The organism is Flintibacter sp. SJQ-8, assembly GCF_054108085.1.
In genome coordinates, this window is record NZ_JBPJWR010000016.1 from 359,818 (window position 1) to 376,351 (window position 16,534).

Here is a 16,534-nt window from a genome sequence, read left to right on the forward strand (position 1 = left end):
GCACTGTCGTTATCTCTTTTTTTGCGCCCGGACCCACAGGAGGACGGCACCATGTACCTTATGATCGACAACTACGACTCGTTCGTCTATAACCTAAAGGCCTATTTTCAGGAGCTGGGGCGGGACATCCTGGTCCGGCGCTCTGACGAGATCACTTTAGCGGACATCCAGGCCATGCAGCCCCAGGGCATCATCCTCTCCCCCGGCCCCAAGCGCCCCTGGGACGCCCAGCTGTGCGTGGACACCGTGAAGCGCTTCGGCGGAAAAATTCCCCTGCTGGGGGTGTGCCTGGGCCACCAGGTGCTGGGCCACTGCGCCGGGGCCACGGTGGAGAAAGGCGTGCGCCCCATGCACGGCAAGGTCACCCGGGTCCACCACAACGGCACCGGCCTCTTCGCCGGGCTGCCCCGGGAGTTCGACGTGACCCGGTATCACTCCCTTGTCGTGCGGCAGGAGACCCTGCCGGAGGACTATCAGGTGGACTGCGTGGCCGAGGACGGGGCCGTGATGGGCCTGTCCCACCGCACCCTGCCCCTGTTCGGGGTGCAGTTCCACCCGGAGGCCGTGCTGACCCAGTATGGCCACGAGCTGCTGGAGAACTTCTGCCGTCTGGCGGAGGAGGGGGGCGTGCCCGCATGAACCGCGTCACCGTTGAGCTGACCCCCTACGTCCCTGCGGCGGACCTGTTCCGCCTGGTGTGCCATCAGCCGGACTGCGCCTTTCTGGACTCCTCCCTGGTCAACGACCTGGGCCGCTGGTCCATCATCGGCCTGAAGCCCTATGAGACCTTTGTGAAGGAGCACGACGGCACCTTCACCCGCAACGGCCAGCCCCAGACCGGCATCTCTTTCGAGGACAGCCTGCAAAGCTATCTTCGCACCCACCGGGACGAAAATGAGACCGGCCTGCCCATGGTCTCCGGGGCCATCGGCTATTTCTCCTATGACTATGGCCGGGAGAATATGGGGGTGGCCTCTCAGGAGGCCGACCCGGAGCCCATCCCCCAGGCCCGTGTGGTCTTTTACGATCTGCTGGTCATCGAGGACTGCCGGGACAAGCGGGTGTGGCTGTCCGCCTGCGGAGTGACCGAGCCTGCGAAGATCCTGCTGGACCGTTTCCAGGCGCAGATCGCCCAGGCCGCCCGCCAGGGCTTTCCCCCCGTCCCCACCGGACACGCCTCCCGGCCCATTGATATTCGGCCCAATTTTGAAAAAGAGGAATACAAGGCGGCGGTGGACCGGATGATCCGCTATATCATCGAGGGGGACATCTACATCGCCAACATGACCCAGCGCCTGGACGTGGCCAGCGACAAGGACCCTCTTTCTGTCTTCTATTATCTGCGGGAGCACAACCCCTCCCCATTCGGCGGCTATCTGGACTGCGGCGACCACCAGATCGTGTGCGCCTCGCCGGAGCGCTTCCTCCAGCTGAAGGACGGCCTGGTCCAGACCCGGCCCATCAAGGGCACCCGCAAGCGGGGGGACACCCCGGAGGAGGACGCCGCCCTGCGTTTGGAGCTGGAGCAGTCGGAGAAGGACAAGAGCGAGCTTTTGATGATCGTGGACTTGGAGCGCAACGACTTGAACCGGGTCTGCCGCCCGGGCAGCGTGAAGGTGACGGAGCTGTTCACCGTGGAGGCCTATGCCACCGTGTTCCACCTGGTGTCCAACATCCAGGGGCAGCTGGCCGAGGGGATGGACGTCACCGACCTGCTGAAGGCCGCCTTCCCCGGCGGGTCCATCACCGGCGCGCCCAAATACCGGGCCATGGAGATCATCGACGAGCTGGAGCACGGCAAGCGGGGGCTGTACACCGGCTCCATTGGCTACCTGACCTTGGACGGGGCCTGCGACCTGAACATCGTCATCCGCACCGCCCTCCACCGGGACGGGCGCTATCACCTGGGCGTGGGCGGCGGCATCACGGCGGAGTCTGACCTGGAGTTTGAGTATCGAGGAGACCCTGCAAAAGGCCCGCGCCGTGTTGGAGGCCCTGGCATGAGCGCGCCGCTGATCTTGGACGACGGCCTGCAATTCGGCCTGGGGGTGTTCGAGACCATCGCCGCGGAACATGGCCACGGGGTGCTGCTGGAAAGTCACCTGGCCCGCCTGGCCCGGTCCGCCCAGGCCCTGGGTCTTGGGGAGCTGGCTGAACGGGGCGTCACCCATGAGGCGGTCTCCGGCTACATCCGGGAACACTGTCCGCCCCACAGCACCTGCAAGCTGATTTTGACCCAGGAGAACCTGGTCCTGCAACACCGCCCCAACCCCTATGGGCCGGAGCGGTATGACCGGGGGTTCGTCATGGACTTCAGCGCCGTGGTGCGCAACGACACCTCCCCCCTGGTTTTCCACAAGACCATGAACTATGGCGACTGCATTCTGGAGCACCGGGCCGCCGCCGCCGCTGGAATGGACGAGCGGATATTCCTCAACACCCGGGGGCAGCTGGCCGAGGGCACGGTGAGCAATCTGTTCCTCGTCTCCGGCGGAAAGCTCTATACCCCCGCCCTGGGCTGCGGCCTGCTGCCCGGGGTGCTGCGGGACTATCTCTGCCGCACGCAGGACGTGGAGGAGGCGGAGCTATACCCCTGGCAGCTGGGGGAGTTTCAGGAGTGCTTTGTCACCAACTCCCTCATGGGCATCATGCCCGTGCGCCAGCTGGGGGAGCGCGTATTCCCCAGCCGCGAGACGGCGGACCGCCTGCGGGCTGTGTATGAGCGGGACATCAAATTTTTATAAGCAAAAAAGACCTGCCGGAGCAGGTCTTTTTTCTTGCTTATTTTACGCCGTTTTCCTGGAAGAACTCCAAAATACGGGCCAGATAGTCCTCTTTTTGTTGGAAGAAGGCCCCGTGGGTGCCGCCGGGGCGCAGGTCCAGGCGGCTGTTGGGGATGGCAGCGGCCATCCACCGGGTGTGGACAGTGCGCACCAGGTCCCGCGTCCCGGCCAGCAGCAGCACCGGGGCCCGGATGCGGCCCAGTTCCTCCTCCCCCAGCTGGGGGGAGCGGCACAGCAGGGCGGCCAGCTGCCGCCGTCCCCCGAAAAAGCGCCGCAGGCCAATTCCCAGCAGGGGCAGCCGCTCCAGCATCCGGGCGGCGGCGTACTCCCCCCGGGCAAACAGCCGCAGGGGGAGGATCAGCCCCTCGGGCCGAGCGTTGCCGCTGACAGCCACCACCGCCCGGGCCCGGTCCGGGAAGCGGGCGGCAAACTCCAATGCCACGTTGGCCCCGTCGCTGAAGCCGATGATGGCGCACCGCCGGATCTTTAGATGGTCCAGCAGGGCGGCCACGTCCCCGGCCATGTCGGCGGTGGAAAACTCCCCCCGCCCCTCCCGGTGGAGGGACAGGCCGTGGCCCCGGCTGTCCATGAGCAGCACCCGGTACAGGGGACTCAGCTGCCGGAGATACCACCGGAACACCCGGTGGCTCTGGGCGTTGCCGTGGAGGAGGAGCACGGGCTCCCCCGCCCCCCAGTCCTGGTAATAGAGCCGTGCCCCCAGGGTCTCCACATAGCCGCTGGCGTTCATGGCCGCTTCTCTTTCTCCCGGGCCAGGGCGGCGGCGATGCGCCGGGCCTCCCCGGTGACCATGGACTTCACATAGCCCCGGATGCCCTTGGGGTTCTGGATCTCCACCACGGCATACAGCATGGAGGGGCTGGGCAGCTTGGGCAGATAGGCGTAGTAAGAGGGTACCCACTCCGTGGGGCTGTACTTCTCCTTGGCCCTGAACAGATCCCGGAAGCCATAGCAGTCGTTCAGGTGGTCATAGACAAAGTCCAGCAGCCGCTCCACCGGGTTCCGGCTCTCCCGGTCCAGCCCCGCCAGAGGGGCCACACCCAGGCTGCCGTACTCCACGCCTTCCGCCTTGAAGGCTTGGAACGCCTCATAGATGATGGTCTCCATCACGCCGCCGGGGGCGTCGTTCCCGTGGCGGGTCACGTCGGCCATATAGCCGTTCTTGCCCAAAAAGGGCACAAAGACGATGAAAGCCACCACCTTGCCTTGGTCGTTTTTCGCGTAGAAATACCGCTTGTCCATGGGGTCATCCAGCCCCACGGTGCCCATGGTAAAGCGGAGCAGGTCGCTCTTCTTCTGGCCCAGCCACTCCTGGGTCACCCGGTCCAGCTCTCGCTCCAGGGCGGGGTCCCGGGCGGACAGGGGCCTATACTCCGCCACCGTCACCCCGGCCTTTTTGGCGTGGTTGATGTTCATGCGCATCTTGGCGCCCTTTTTGCCGCTGATCTCATAGTCGGCCAGGCGGAACCGGGCCTCCTCCCCGCTCTTCACCGTGCCAAAGCCCTGGCGGCGGTACTTCTCAATAAAGTGGTCGGTCAGCCCCAAAAAGATCATCTGGTGGGCGGTGGAGCGGCAGAAGTCGGTGAACTCCCCCAGCAGAGCCGGAAAGTCCCCGTCGGCGCACACCGGGTCGCCGTTCACCACCACCGTGTCCCCCACAGTGCCATAGGGGACCACCCCGTCCACCGTCTTGCCGAAGTAGAGCTGTTTATCGTCCTCCAGGGCCAGATAGGAGCAGGGGTTCTGGCTATATAAATTCAGCAGGGTGCGGGCGTGCTGCCGCTGCCGGGCCTGGACGGCCTGTCCCTGCATCCAGGGGCGCAGCGCCAGGGCCAGGGCGGCCAGAATGCAGCACCAGCTGAACCAGAACAGCAGCGTCCCCATGCCCCCGGGCACGGCGGACCGGTCCCCCAGGCCGAAGATCATGCCCACGCCCAGGGCAAAGCTGTCCCACAGATCGATGCGTGTCCCCGGCGCGGCGCTCAGCCGCAGCTGGTGATAGGTCAGGCCCACGTTGGCTAGCACCGCCGCCACCGCTAGAAGGGCAAACAGGGCGGTCTTCCACTGGGTGGTCCTGCCGGAGGGGCAGCGGAAATCCTTCCGCCACAGGAAAAACAGCACCAGCAAGATCACGTCCACCGCCATGGTCCACAGCGGCATGGGCCGGGCGGTCAGCCCCCGGAGCAGGTGCAGCACAAAGACGGCCATGGCCGCCGTGTGGGCCGCCCGCAGCCGCCGATAGAGCCGGGTGGCCAGGAAGAACAGGGCCACGGAGAAGGCCCGCTCCACCATCCGCCCCATCTCCAACGACGCCTGCACCCGCTGGGCCGCCGCCAGGCTGGGGAAAAAGCTGACGCAGAACAAAAACAGGGCAAAGGCCCCCAAAAAGAAGATGGCGGCGTTCTCCGCCCAGATGCGCCGCCGGTGCGCACGCTCCTCCATATTAGGTCAACTCCTCAGTTTTTTGTGCCCTTGTTATAGTACACTCCCCGGCAAAATGCAAGTCAAAAAGTTGTGAAGTTTCTTATTCCCGCACGACAAATTCCCCCTGCCCGGCCACAAAGCGGCAGAACTGCTCTAACAAGGGGGTGGAGCGGCGGTCGTCCCACACCAGGCAGAACTTCCGCTCCCACACCGGGGTGCGGATGGCCAGGGCACGCACCGGCAGGCGCTTGAGCAGCTCCATGTCCGGCACCACCGCCGCCCCAAAGCCCCCGGCCACCAGTCCGGCGATGGCCTCGTCGTCCTCCGTCTCATAGGCGGAGAGGGGCACCCGGCCCGCCCGGGCGAACAGGCCGTCCACCACGTCCCGCAGGCCGGAATTTTTGGAGAAGGCCACCAGGGGCGTGTCTGTATCCAACAGCTCCCCCAGGTCGATCTCTCCCCGCCCGGCCAGAGGGTGGTCCTCCGGCACGATAACCACCAGGTCCTGCCGCCCCACGGGATGGCTGGACAGGCCCAGCTGCTCCGGCGGCGGAGAGGAGAACACCGCGTCCAGTTCCCCTGCCTCCAACTGGCCCAGCAGCGCGTGGGTCACGTCGGTGTGAAAGGTGAAGCGCACCTCCCCCTCTGGCCGCTCCTTTAAAAAGGCCCCGGCCAGCTTTGGCACCAGCTCCACCGCCAGGGGGCGGACCATGCCGATGCGCAGCAGTCCCGCCCCCCGGGCGGCCTGCCGCACCTCCTCTATCCCACGGTCCAGAACGTCCAGACTCTGGCGGACGGCGGTCAAGAACTGCTCCCCCAGGGGGGTGAGGGCGGTGGTGCGGCCCTGCCGCCGGAAGAGCGGTGCCCCCAGCTCCTCCTCCAGCTGGGCCATGGCGTGGCTCAGACTGGGCTGGGTGATGCACAGCCGCTTTGCCGCCTGGGTATAGCTCCCCGTGCGGCTGAGCTCCACAAAATAGCGCAGATGGATGAGATTCATGTTCTGCCCCCCTCTCTATAGATAAAATCTATTATACTATACGAAAGAATTCATTTGTCAAATGCTTTTCCCGGGACTACTCTATTAGTCGGGCTTTCGGCCCGCTTATTTTTGAAAAAGGAGCGCGTCTCATGGTTTCCTCCCAAACTCTCTCCGCCGATTCTTCCCGCGCCCTCCCCGTGATGCGGGGCGAGGCCGCCCTGGCGGTCATCATCGTCATCAACAGCCTGGGCGTGCTGCTGATGCTCCGCTCCGGCTCGGGCATCTCGGCCATCTCCAGCGTGCCCTATGCCTTCTCCCTGGTGCTGCCCTTCTTCACTCTGGGCACCTGGACCTATCTGTTCCAGGGGGCCCTGATCCTGTCCCTGATGATCCTGCGCAAAAAGCTGGTCATCCCCTATCTGTTCAGCTTTGTGGTGGGCTTTTTCTTCGGCAAGATGCTGGACCTGCACCAGCTGTGGACGGACCAGCTGCCGGTGAACCTGCCCCTGCGGGTGCTTTACTTCGCCCTGAGCTATTTCCTCATCTGCTTTGGCATCGCCCTGTCCAACCGGTGCAGGATGCCCATCATCCCCACCGACCTGTTCCCCCGGGAGCTGGCCTCCATCACCGGCTGGCCCTATGCCCGGATCAAGGTGTCCTTCGATTTGATCTGCCTGGGCACCACCGCCGTTATGACCCTGGTCTTCCTGGGCCGTCTGGACGGCCTTGGTATTGGCACGGTGCTGGCCGCCGCCACCATGGGCAAGGCCATCGCCTGGATCGGCGGCTGGATGGACCGCTATGTCACCTTCACCTCCATCCTGGACCCCGCCAAGTGAACAAAACCTATTGACAACCCCGCCCCTTCTGCTATAATCCCGTCTACAGAGATATCGCAGAAGGGGCGGGGTGCGTTTTTATGGAGCTTACGGAGCTGTTCGGCACAGAAAAGGTGGGCAAGATCTTGCTGCGGCTGGCCCCGCCGGTGATGCTGGCCCAGCTGATCCAGGCCCTTTACAACATTGTGGACAGCCTGTTCGTGGGCAAGTATGCCGACTCGGGCCTGACGGCCCTGTCCATCGTCTATCCCCTTCAGCTGCTGATGATCGCCCTGGCGGTGGGCACCGGGGTGGGCGTAAATACGGTGATGGCCGCCCGCCTTGGCATTGGCCGGAAAAAGCAGGCTGCGGAATACGCCGGGGTGGCCACCCCCATGGCCCTTGTCATGTGGCTGGCCTTTGCCGGGATCTGCTGGTGCATCATGCCCTTCTATGCCCGGGTGTCCTCCCAGTCGCCGGACGTCATCCGGGACGTGGTGACCTATGGCCGCATCGTCTGCCTGTGCAGCACTGGGCTGTTTTTAGAGAGCGTGTGGACCAAGGTCCACCAGGCCAACGGGGACATGAAGACCCCCATGGCCGCCCAGATCCTGGGGGCCGTGACCAACATCGTCCTGGACCCCCTGCTCATCTTCGGCCTGTTTGGTCTGCCCCGGCTGGGCATCGCCGGGGCGGCCATCGCCACGGTGGCCGGGCAGTTCGTGGCCGCCGCCATCGTCTTCCGGGGCGGCTTTTACCCCGCCCCCGCCCGGCGGGTCTGCTTCCGGGCCGTGCCCATCGTCCTCCGCCTGGGCTTTCCCAACATGCTCATGCAGTCGGCCTATACCTTTTACATCCTGGGGCTGAACCTGATCCTGGCGGGCTTCTCCGACCAGGCGGTCACCGCTCTGGGTCTCTATTACAAGTGGCAGACCTTCTTCTTCATCCCCCTGGGGGCCATGCAGACCTGCATCGTGCCCGTCATCAGCTTTAACTATGCCGCCCGCAAGCTGGACCGGTGCAAGAGCACCATGAAGGTATCCGCCCTGTTCGGCCTGGGGATGATGTTCCTGGGCGCCCTGGTATTCGAGTTCTTCCCCGTGCAGATGGTCCAGGTGTTCACCCCCGACCCCCTGGTGGCAGACATTTCCAAAGTGGGCTTTCGCTTTGTGGGGGTCAGCTTTCTGCCCCAGGTGCTGGCCCTGCTGTTCCCCGTGTTCTTCCAGGCCATCGGCTTCGGCCTGAAAAGCTCTCTGCTGACCATCGTCCGCACGGTGGTGCTCTTCGTCCCCCTGGGCTTTTTGTTCTCCCGCTTCGGCCTGAACTGGTTCTGGCTCACCTTCCCCGTGACGGAGGTGCTCACCGCCACGGTGGGGGCGGTGTTCTATCGGCAGTTTCTGGCCATGCCCTACGAGCAGTCCCTCCACCGGTCCTCCGCCGCCGTGTAAATGCAAAAACCGCGCCCTGTTCCGCCGGTCTTATGGCAGAACAGGGCGCGTTATTTTATGCGCTTACAGCTTGACTTTTACGACCACCTTGTGGACCTGCTCGGGGGCGTCCACGGCGATGCAGGGGGCGTGGGCGTCGCCGGGGAAGGCCACCACAAACTTGTCCCCCTCCAGCACAAAGCTGGCGCTGGCGGGACCGTGATAGAGCCACAGGTCCCGGTCCGGGTGGGCCTCCACCTCCTCGGTCATGTCCTGGAGGGGGGCCACGTCAAATTTCTCCCGGCCAGACAGGACGAACTGGATGTCGGCATACTTCCGGTGGGCCTCCGGGGTGTCGTTCACCGGGCGGGTCTCATAGTCCTGAAGGAAGAAAAACAGGTCCTCCCCCTCCACCTCATACCGGGTTTCGGTAAGGGCGGAAAAGTCCGTGTCCCGCAGCAGCTGCAAGCCCCGATAGACGCGGGGGTGGACGGTTTTATATTGCTCTATGTTTTTCAGACTGTCAAAGATCATGGCGGTGCGCTCCTTCCTGATTCCGGGCCCCTTCGGCCCGCTGCTGCCCCCATTATACGGACAGACCCCGGCCTTGGCAAGGGGCGAAAAAAGAACGGATGTCAAAAACCAGGCAAACACCGTTTTTTATTGCAGAACACAGGTCAGTTTTTAACGCCGTTTTTACCCAGTTTGTGGGGATTCCGCCGAAAAAAAATTCGTCTATTGCCTTTATTCGTAAGAACCTATATAATGAGTTCGCAAAAGAGAGGATAGCGTTCTCTATTGCGGAACTTACAAAAGGAGGCGCTGCACATGGACGGACGGGCCGAACCAAAGGTCAAATCCCTGGCCAAGGCGCTGAACATCCTCTCCTGCTTCACCATTCAAGAGCCCATCCTGGGCGTGACGGAGCTGGCCAACCGCATCGGTGTGACCAAATCCAACATCCACAACATTCTGTCCACCTTCACCTCCATGGGCTATCTTCAGCGGCTGCCCGACGGGCGCTATACCCTGGGGCTGAAGATCCTGGAATACGCGTTCATCATCAACCAGAACCTGGGCTATCCCAACGCCGTGTATGACATCCTGGTGGAGACGGCCAGCCGCACCGGCGAGATCGTCTATTTCGGTCTGCCCTATGGCACCAACGTCCTCTATCTCTATGTGGCCCACCCGGCCGACCGGCTGGGGGTGCTGCCCTATCGGGACATCCTGGGCGAGACCGCTCCCTTCTACTGCACCGGCATCGGCAAGGCCATCCTGGCCCACATGCCCGAGGAGGAGTGGCTCTCTCACATCCCTGAGGAGCGCACCAAGTATCAGCCCAACACCGTCACCGATCTGGACGGCATTCTGGAGGAGCTGCGCATCACCCGCCGCCGGGGCTATTCCATCGACAACGGCGAGCGTGACCCCAACATCCGCTGCGTGGGCGTGCCCGTCTATAACGCCGCCGGACAGCTGGTGGCCGGGGTGAGCACCTCCGGTCCCTCCGTCACCATGACGGACGAGAAGCTGCTGGAGTGCGCAGGCATCCTGCAAAACGCCGCCCTGAAGATGCGTGAGCGCATCTATCGGTAATTTTTCTTCGTTTCTTTTCCGGGTGGAGAGCCCGGTTTGGAAAAATAGGTACATTTTTGGATTTAGGAGGATCTACATGAAAAACTGGAAAAGAAGCATCGCCCTCTGCCTCAGCGCCGTCATGATGATCGGCCTGCTGGCCTCCTGCGGCAGCAAGACCCCCGCCGCCTCTGCTTCCGGCAGCACCGCTTCCGGCAGCACTTCCACCAACACCGAAGACGTTGGCGATCCCGTCAAGCTGGTCTTCTCCATCGCCGCCGTGCCCACCGATGCCCACGGTGCCGCTCAGAAGGTCTTTAAGGACACTCTGGAGGAGATTTCCGGCGGCAACATGACCGTGGAGTGCTATGACTCCGGATCCCTGTATGGTCAGGACACCGAGCACGACGCCCTGAAGAACGGCGACGTGGACCTGATCTACTCCTCCGCCTCCTGGCTGACCGACGGCTCCCCCTGGGTCTCCATGTTCACCGCTGGCTATGTGTTCCAGAGCTATGACCACATGACCAAGGTGCTCAACGGCGACATCGGCAAGGAAGTCTTCCAGAAGATCGCCGACGAGCAGGGCATCCTGCCCCTGGGCGCTTATTACCTGGGCACCCGTCAGGTCTCCCTGTCCGAGGACAAGCAGATCAAGACCCCCGAGGACCTGAACGGCATCAACCTGCGTATGCCCAACTCCGACGCCTGGGTGTTCCTGGGCAAGGCCATGGGTGCCAACCCCACCGCCATCCCCTTCAACGACCTGTATCTGGCCCTGCAGACCGGCACCGTTGACGGCCAGGACAACCCCCTGCCCACCGTGCAGTCCGCCAAGTTCTATGAGGTCCAGAAGTCCATCTCCCTGACCAACCACCTGGTGGACTCCGTGTGGCCCACCATCAACCTGAACACCTGGAACAAGCTGACCGACACCCAGAAGGGCTGGGTCATGGAGGCCGTTGAGGCCGGCCGCAAGGCTTGCGACGAGCAGAACCTGAAGACCGAGAGCGAGGTCCAGGACTTCCTGAAGGAGCAGGGCCTGAGCATCTATGAGGCCGATGTGGCTGCCTTCGCCGACCACGTGCTGAACACCTATCTGAACGACCCCATCTCCGACAGCTGGGACAAGGACCTGCTGGCCGAGATCCAGGCCATGGCCTAAATTCTCCCAAAGGTACATCCCCAACGGGGGCTGGGATAGTCCCGGCCCCCGTTTTTAAGTGCCAAAACCAATTTTCATTTTTCCTTCTGAGATCCGTTTGAACTTCCGGGCTGCCCCGGATAAAAAATTTTTGAAAGGAGCGAACATAATGAAAAAAGTCGGCGGTTTTATCCGCGACTGCGTGGAAAAGTACATCCCGGCAATGGCCTTTACGGTGCTGTTCCTGGTGTTCGTTTTCCAGGTTTTCATGCGCTACGTTATGAAGATGCCCCAGGCCTGGACCACCGAAGTGGAGCAGGCCTGCTTCCTGTGGCTGGTCATGCTGGGCGCGTGCTACTGCCAGCGGCTCAACGGCCACGTCACCTTCACTCTGGTCTATGACAAGATGAACGTGAAGGGCAAGGCCATCACTGCCATGCTGGGCAACATCCTCATCACCTTCACCTGTCTGGTCACCTTCCTGCCCTCCCTGAACTATGTGTGGGGCCTGATGGAGCGCCAGCAGATGACCACCCTGCTGAAGTGGCCCAAGACGGTCGTCTTCATGCCCTATGTGGTCTTCCTGGCCTTTATCGTGGCCTATGCCATCATGGAGATCTATGAGGAGATCATGGTCCTGTCCGGCAGCAAGAAGTATACCGACATGATGCTCGAAGCCTCTAAGTCCGAGGCCGAGCAGGCCATCGAGGCCTCTCTGGCCCAGGAGGACCTGGACCTGTCCCACATCGACTATGGAGGTGACAAGTAATGCTGGATAACCTTCCTCTGATCGTATTCCTCATCTGCTTTGTCCTGATGTTCGTGCTGCGTATGCCCATCCCCACGGGCATGATCGCCGCCTGTACCATGTACTTCCTCACCGACGGTCTGGTGGACGGCAACAGCTTTATCGGCATGATCACCGGCCAGGAGGGCCAGCTGCACCTGGTGGCCCAAAAGACCATCGAGGCCATCTTCACCAACACCACCATCATCGCCGTGCCCCTGTTCATCTTCGCGGCCAACGTGATGAACGCCGGTAAGATCACCGAGTATGTCTTCGGCGTGTGCAAGGGCCTGGTGGGCCGCTTCCCCGGCGGTCTGGCCCACGTGAACGTGCTGGCCTCTCTGGTGTTCTCCGGCATGACCGGCTCCGCCGTGGCCGACGCCTCCGGCCTGGGCAAGATGGAGATTGACGCCATGCGCGCCGAGGGCTATGATGACGGCTTCTCCTGCGCCATCACCGCCGCCTCCGCCACCATCGGCCCCATCTTCCCCCCCTCCATCCCCGCCGTTATTTACGCCATGCTCACCGGCGCCTCTGTGGGCGCGCTGTTCATGGCCGGTATGATGCCCGGCGTGATCCTGGCCATCTGCCTGTGTATCTACATCGCTTTCATCTCCAAGAAGCGCAAGTATCCCAAGTCCGTTCCTCCCCAGCTGGGTGCCTATCTGCGCTATTGCTTCAAGGCCATCTGGGCCCTGCTGACCCCCGTCATCCTGCTGGTGGGCATCTACACCGGCGTGATGACCCCCACCGAGGCTGGCGCCATCGCCGGTGCCTATGCCCTGCTCATCGCCGTTCTGGTCTATCACATCCTGAACTGGGAGGGCCTGAAGCAGGTCATTTTCGACACCGTGAAGGGCACCGGCTCCGTCTCCATTATGGTGGGCGCAGCCTCCGCCATCTCCTTCATCTTCGCCAAGGAGCAGATCGGTGTCCGTCTGGGCAACTGGATCACCTCCTTCACCGACAGCAAGTACGTCTTCCTTATCATGGTCAACATCATCATCCTGGTGCTGGGCATGTTCGTGGACACCTCCGTCATCCAGCTGGTCATGATCCCCATTCTGTGGCCCGTGGCCCAGCAGTTCGACGTGAACATCATCCACTTCGGCCTGATCATCATCTTCAACATGATGCTGGGCCTGTCTACCCCTCCCTTCGGTATGTGCCTGTTCATCACCTCCGGCATCTCCGGCACGCCCCTGAAGAACGTGATCAAAGAGATCTGGGGTCCCATCGTGGTCATGCTCATCGTGCTGCTGATCATCACCTTCGTCCCCGAATCCGTGCTGTTCCTGCCCAAGATGTTCGGTCTGATGTGAGCCGACTTCCCCGCTGTTCCTATTTGAAACCTAATATCTATCGAAGGAGCGATTTTTCATGGCATTTTCCATCAATCCCGGCGTTTGGCCCGTTATGATCACCCCCTGGACCGAGGACAACAAGCCTGACTTCAAGGCCATCAAGCAGCTGTGCGACTGGTATGTGGAGAAGGGCTGCACCGGCATCTTCGCCGTGTGCCAGTCCAGCGAGATGGCCTACCTCACCGAGCAGGAGAAGCTGGACATCGCCCGTGCCACCGCCGAGGCGGTGGACGGCCGCATCCAGGTGGTGGCCTCCGGCCACACCGCCGATGACAAGGCCACCCAGTTCCGGGAGATCGAGAACATGATGAAGATCCCCGGCATCGGCGCTTACGTGCTGGTGTCCAACCGTCTGGACCAGAAGAACGAGGGCGAGGCCGTGTTCGAGGCCAACGCCCAGGAGATCTTTGACCGCTATCCCGAGATCGACTTCGGCATCTACGAGTGCCCCATGCCCTGGAAGCGCCTGGTCTCCACTGAGTTCCTGCGCAAGGCCGGTCAGCAGGGCCGCATGGTCTTCCTGAAGGACACCTGCTGCGACTACGAGCTGGTGCGGGAGCGCCAGGCCGCTGTCGAGGGCACCCCCCTGAAGATCTTCAACGCCAACGCCCAGTCCTGGTTCGACAGCGTGTGCCACGGCGCCGCCGGTTACAGCGGCGTGATGGCCAACTTCCACCCCGATCTGTACAAGTGGTGCTTCGATCACAAGGACACCGACTATGACAAGGCCCGCCTGGTGGCCGACTTCCTGACCACCGCCGCCATGATCGAGATGCGCATCTATCCCTGCAACGCCAAGTATCACCAGAACCTGGTGGACGTGCCCATGAGCGTCTTTGCCCGCAGCGCCGACTGCGCCAAGCTGGACAAGAACGCCAAGGGCGAGGTGGAGAGCCTCATCCACCTGGAGCAGTATGTCCGCAAGCAGCTGGGCCTGCTGTAATGCACAAACCACATGGGCGTCCTGAGCTTTTCAGGGCGCTCATGCAATATCCGTCATAATGGGAGGAATCTTCTATGTCTTTAAAAAAGCCTAATATTCTGGTGGTCGGCAGCTTTATGATGGACCTGATCGCCAGCACCCGCCGGGTGCCCAACTCCGGCGAGACCGTCATCGGCATGAAATTCCAGACCGCCCCCGGCGGCAAGGGGGCCAACCAGGCCGTGCAGTGCGCCCGGCTGGGGGCCCACGTCACCATGGTAGGCCAGGTGGGTGACGATGCCTTCGGCAAGATCATGACCGACACCGCCGCCGCCGCGGGCGTGGACGTGTCCCATGTGTCCGTGGACCCCAACGAGTCCTCCGGCGTGGGCCACATCACCCTGGAGGTCACCGACGACGGGGCCAAGAACCGCATCACCGTCTGCCCCGGGGCCAACTTCACCCTGACGGTGGACGACCTGGCCTGGCTGAAGGACCAGATCGGCCGGTATGACCTGGTGATGATGCAGTTCGAGCTGCCCATGCCCGTCATCGAGGCGGTGGCCCAGTGGGCCCACGACGCCGGGGTCATCGTCATGATCAACCCCGCTCCCGCCGCCCCCCTGTCCGACAAGCTGCTCGCCTGCACCACCTATATCTCCCCCAACGAGCACGAGGCCGCCATCCTGGCCGACCACTCCATCGACGTGTCCAACGGCATCAACATGGACGACGTGGCCATCGTGGCCCGCGCCTTCCATGACCGGGGCGTGGAGAACCTGATCATCACCATGGGGGAGAACGGCTCCATCGTGGCGGGCAAGGACGGCATCCACCACACCGACTGCGTGAAGGCCCCCCAGGTGGTGGACCCCACCGCCGCCGGAGATTCCTTCGTGGCCGCTTTCTGCACCGGCCTCACCGCTGGTCTGCCCCAGGGTCAGGCCCTGGCCTTTGCCAGCCACACCGCCTCCCTTACCGTGTCCAAGATGGGCGCCATGCCCAGCCTGCCCACGGTGGACCAGGTGCAGGCCTTTATGGCCGAGCGTGGCTACACCGGCTTTGACCCCGCCGTTCTGGACGGTTTGAAGTAATATCCTTATCTTTCCCCATGGGAATACCAGTATCGAAAAGGAGTGTATCATTATGCTGAAAGAGGAGAGCAAGCAGGCTGTTTCTCAGTTCTTCACCGCTGTGGACCAGGAGTTCAACGCCTTTTTGAAGGCCCGCAGCCCCGAGGATTATGAGGCCGCCGCCCAGCTGATCCTGGAGTCTCAGGCCCACGGCGGACGGCTCCACGTCACCGGCATCGGCAAGTGCAGCCATGTGTCCACCTATGCCGCCTCTCTGTTTTCTTCCACCGGAAACCCCGCCTATTATCTCCACGGGACGGAGGCCGTCCACGGCTCCTGTGGCCAGCTGGTGGCCGGGGACGTGGTCATCGCCATCTCCAACTCCGGCGAGACCGGCGAGCTGAAGGCCACCGTCCTGGCCGTGAAGAACAACGGCTGTAAGATCATCGGCGTGTCCGGCAACCCCGACAGCTGGCTGGCCCACGAGAGCGACGCCTTCCTGGTGGCCGGCGTGAAGCAGGAGGGCGGCCCCCTGAACCGGGCCCCCCGCAACTCCGTCCTGGCCGAGCTGCTCACCCTCCAGGCCCTGTCTGTGGCCCTGCAGGTGGAGAAGGACTGGGACCCCGTGAAGTATGTCCGCTGCCACCCCGGCGGAAAGCTGGGCCAGCTGCGGGACAACGAGAAGAAGTAAATTAAGGGAGGTTTTTCACATGCTCACTGGTAAGCTGATCCACCCGGACATCATGGCCGCCCTGGCCCTGTGCGGCCACGGGGACAAGGTCCTCATCGCCGACGGCAACTATCCCCTGGACTCTAAGAGCGGTGAGGCCAAGACCGTCTATCTGGGCCTTACCCCCGGTCTGCCCACCGTCACCGACGTGCTGGAGGCCATCCAGAGCGTGGTGAACATCGAGAAGGCGGAGGTCATGGACCCCGCCGACGGCACCACCCCCGAGATCTTCGGCCAGTTCCAGTCCATGCTGGGCGGCATGGAGCTGACCAAGCTGGGCCGGTATGAGTTCTACGACGCCTGCTGCCAGCCCGGCGTGCGTCTGGCCATCTCCACCGGCGAGAAGCGCACCTTTGCCAACATCCTCGTCACCATCGGCGTGGCCTGAGCCATCTGAAGTTTCATCGTCTGACCGCCGCTGTAGGTCCCTCCTACGGCGGCGGTCTTTTTGTATGTCTTTTGACGTCCCTGGACAGACTAAGGGCAT

General features: G+C 62.8%; 16 protein-coding genes. 12 read left to right on the forward strand and 4 right to left on the reverse strand.

Annotated features, from left to right (window positions below; translation table 11 throughout):
- Positions 1–51 precede the first annotated feature (51 nt).
- Both ACSAMP_RS13240 and pabB read left to right on the forward strand, forming a co-directional pair.
- Positions 52–639, forward strand: coding sequence for an anthranilate synthase component II (locus ACSAMP_RS13240; protein WP_441795530.1), 588 nt, complete (start codon positions 52–54; stop codon positions 637–639).
- Entirely contained in the window at positions 636–2,744 is a 2,109-nt protein-coding gene (gene pabB, locus ACSAMP_RS13245) for an aminodeoxychorismate synthase component I (RefSeq protein ID WP_457800760.1), read from the forward strand. The genes ACSAMP_RS13240 and pabB overlap by 4 nt, the downstream gene beginning before the upstream one ends.
- A 37-nt stretch (positions 2,745–2,781) precedes the next feature.
- On the opposite strand, the gene ACSAMP_RS13250 is transcribed toward pabB, so the two are convergent.
- The 3 genes from ACSAMP_RS13250 to ACSAMP_RS13260 all read right to left on the reverse strand — a co-directional run bounded on the left by ACSAMP_RS13250 (position 2,782) and on the right by ACSAMP_RS13260 (position 6,222).
- Complete coding sequence (locus ACSAMP_RS13250) at positions 2,782–3,531, reverse strand: alpha/beta fold hydrolase (protein WP_457800761.1); 750 nt, start codon at positions 3,529–3,531, stop codon at positions 2,782–2,784.
- Entirely contained in the window at positions 3,528–5,243 is a 1,716-nt protein-coding gene (locus ACSAMP_RS13255; protein ID WP_457800762.1) for a bifunctional lysylphosphatidylglycerol flippase/synthetase MprF, read from the reverse strand. Before ACSAMP_RS13255 ends, ACSAMP_RS13250 begins: the two co-directional genes overlap by 4 nt.
- 82 nt (positions 5,244–5,325) lie before the next feature.
- Entirely contained in the window at positions 5,326–6,222 is an 897-nt protein-coding gene (locus ACSAMP_RS13260; RefSeq protein WP_457800763.1) for a LysR family transcriptional regulator, read from the reverse strand.
- A 131-nt stretch (positions 6,223–6,353) separates the two neighbouring features.
- Here ACSAMP_RS13260 and ACSAMP_RS13265 point away from each other — a divergent pair, with 131 nt between their 5' ends.
- Together ACSAMP_RS13265 and ACSAMP_RS13270 are read left to right on the forward strand one after the other, a co-directional pair.
- On the forward strand, positions 6,354–7,043 hold the full coding sequence (locus tag ACSAMP_RS13265; protein ID WP_441795524.1) for a DUF6198 family protein: 690 nt from the start codon (positions 6,354–6,356) through the stop codon (positions 7,041–7,043).
- 80 nt (positions 7,044–7,123) lie between these two features.
- Positions 7,124–8,470: an MATE family efflux transporter gene (locus ACSAMP_RS13270; RefSeq protein ID WP_441795523.1), complete on the forward strand. Its 1,347-nt coding sequence runs from the start codon at positions 7,124–7,126 to the stop codon at positions 8,468–8,470.
- Positions 8,471–8,533: 63 nt separating this feature from the next.
- Here ACSAMP_RS13270 and ACSAMP_RS13275 read toward each other — a convergent pair whose 3' ends face one another.
- A complete protein-coding gene (locus tag ACSAMP_RS13275) occupies positions 8,534–8,983 on the reverse strand; it encodes a NanQ anomerase/TabA/YiaL family protein (protein ID WP_441795522.1) in 450 nt (149 codons plus the stop codon).
- 294 nt (positions 8,984–9,277) lie between these two features.
- Here ACSAMP_RS13275 and ACSAMP_RS13280 point away from each other — a divergent pair, with 294 nt between their 5' ends.
- From ACSAMP_RS13280 to ACSAMP_RS13315, 8 genes are all read left to right on the forward strand, one after another.
- Positions 9,278–10,048 carry an IclR family transcriptional regulator gene (locus ACSAMP_RS13280; RefSeq protein WP_441795521.1) on the forward strand — a complete coding sequence of 257 codons (771 nt, stop codon included), beginning with the start codon at positions 9,278–9,280 and terminating at the stop codon, positions 10,046–10,048.
- 76 nt (positions 10,049–10,124) lie between these two features.
- The gene (locus tag ACSAMP_RS13285; RefSeq protein WP_457800764.1) at positions 10,125–11,192 is read left to right on the forward strand and encodes a sialic acid TRAP transporter substrate-binding protein SiaP; all 1,068 of its coding nucleotides are present in this window, start codon (positions 10,125–10,127) and stop codon (positions 11,190–11,192) included.
- Positions 11,193–11,340: 148 nt separating this feature from the next.
- Positions 11,341–11,940, forward strand: coding sequence for a TRAP transporter small permease (locus ACSAMP_RS13290; protein ID WP_457800765.1), 600 nt, complete (start codon positions 11,341–11,343; stop codon positions 11,938–11,940).
- Positions 11,940–13,280: a TRAP transporter large permease gene (locus ACSAMP_RS13295; protein WP_457800766.1), complete on the forward strand. Its 1,341-nt coding sequence runs from the start codon at positions 11,940–11,942 to the stop codon at positions 13,278–13,280. The genes ACSAMP_RS13290 and ACSAMP_RS13295 overlap by 1 nt, the downstream gene beginning before the upstream one ends.
- Positions 13,281–13,338: 58 nt before the next feature.
- A complete protein-coding gene (locus ACSAMP_RS13300; protein ID WP_441795517.1) occupies positions 13,339–14,265 on the forward strand; it encodes a dihydrodipicolinate synthase family protein in 927 nt (308 codons plus the stop codon).
- Positions 14,266–14,339: 74 nt separating this feature from the next.
- Complete coding sequence (locus tag ACSAMP_RS13305) at positions 14,340–15,338, forward strand: ribokinase (protein WP_457800767.1); 999 nt, start codon at positions 14,340–14,342, stop codon at positions 15,336–15,338.
- 52 nt (positions 15,339–15,390) lie between these two features.
- Positions 15,391–16,008: an SIS domain-containing protein gene (locus ACSAMP_RS13310; RefSeq protein WP_457800768.1), complete on the forward strand. Its 618-nt coding sequence runs from the start codon at positions 15,391–15,393 to the stop codon at positions 16,006–16,008.
- 19 nt (positions 16,009–16,027) lie between these two features.
- A complete protein-coding gene (locus ACSAMP_RS13315) occupies positions 16,028–16,435 on the forward strand; it encodes an RbsD/FucU domain-containing protein (RefSeq protein WP_457800769.1) in 408 nt (135 codons plus the stop codon).
- The last annotated feature ends 99 nt before the right edge of the window (positions 16,436–16,534 follow it).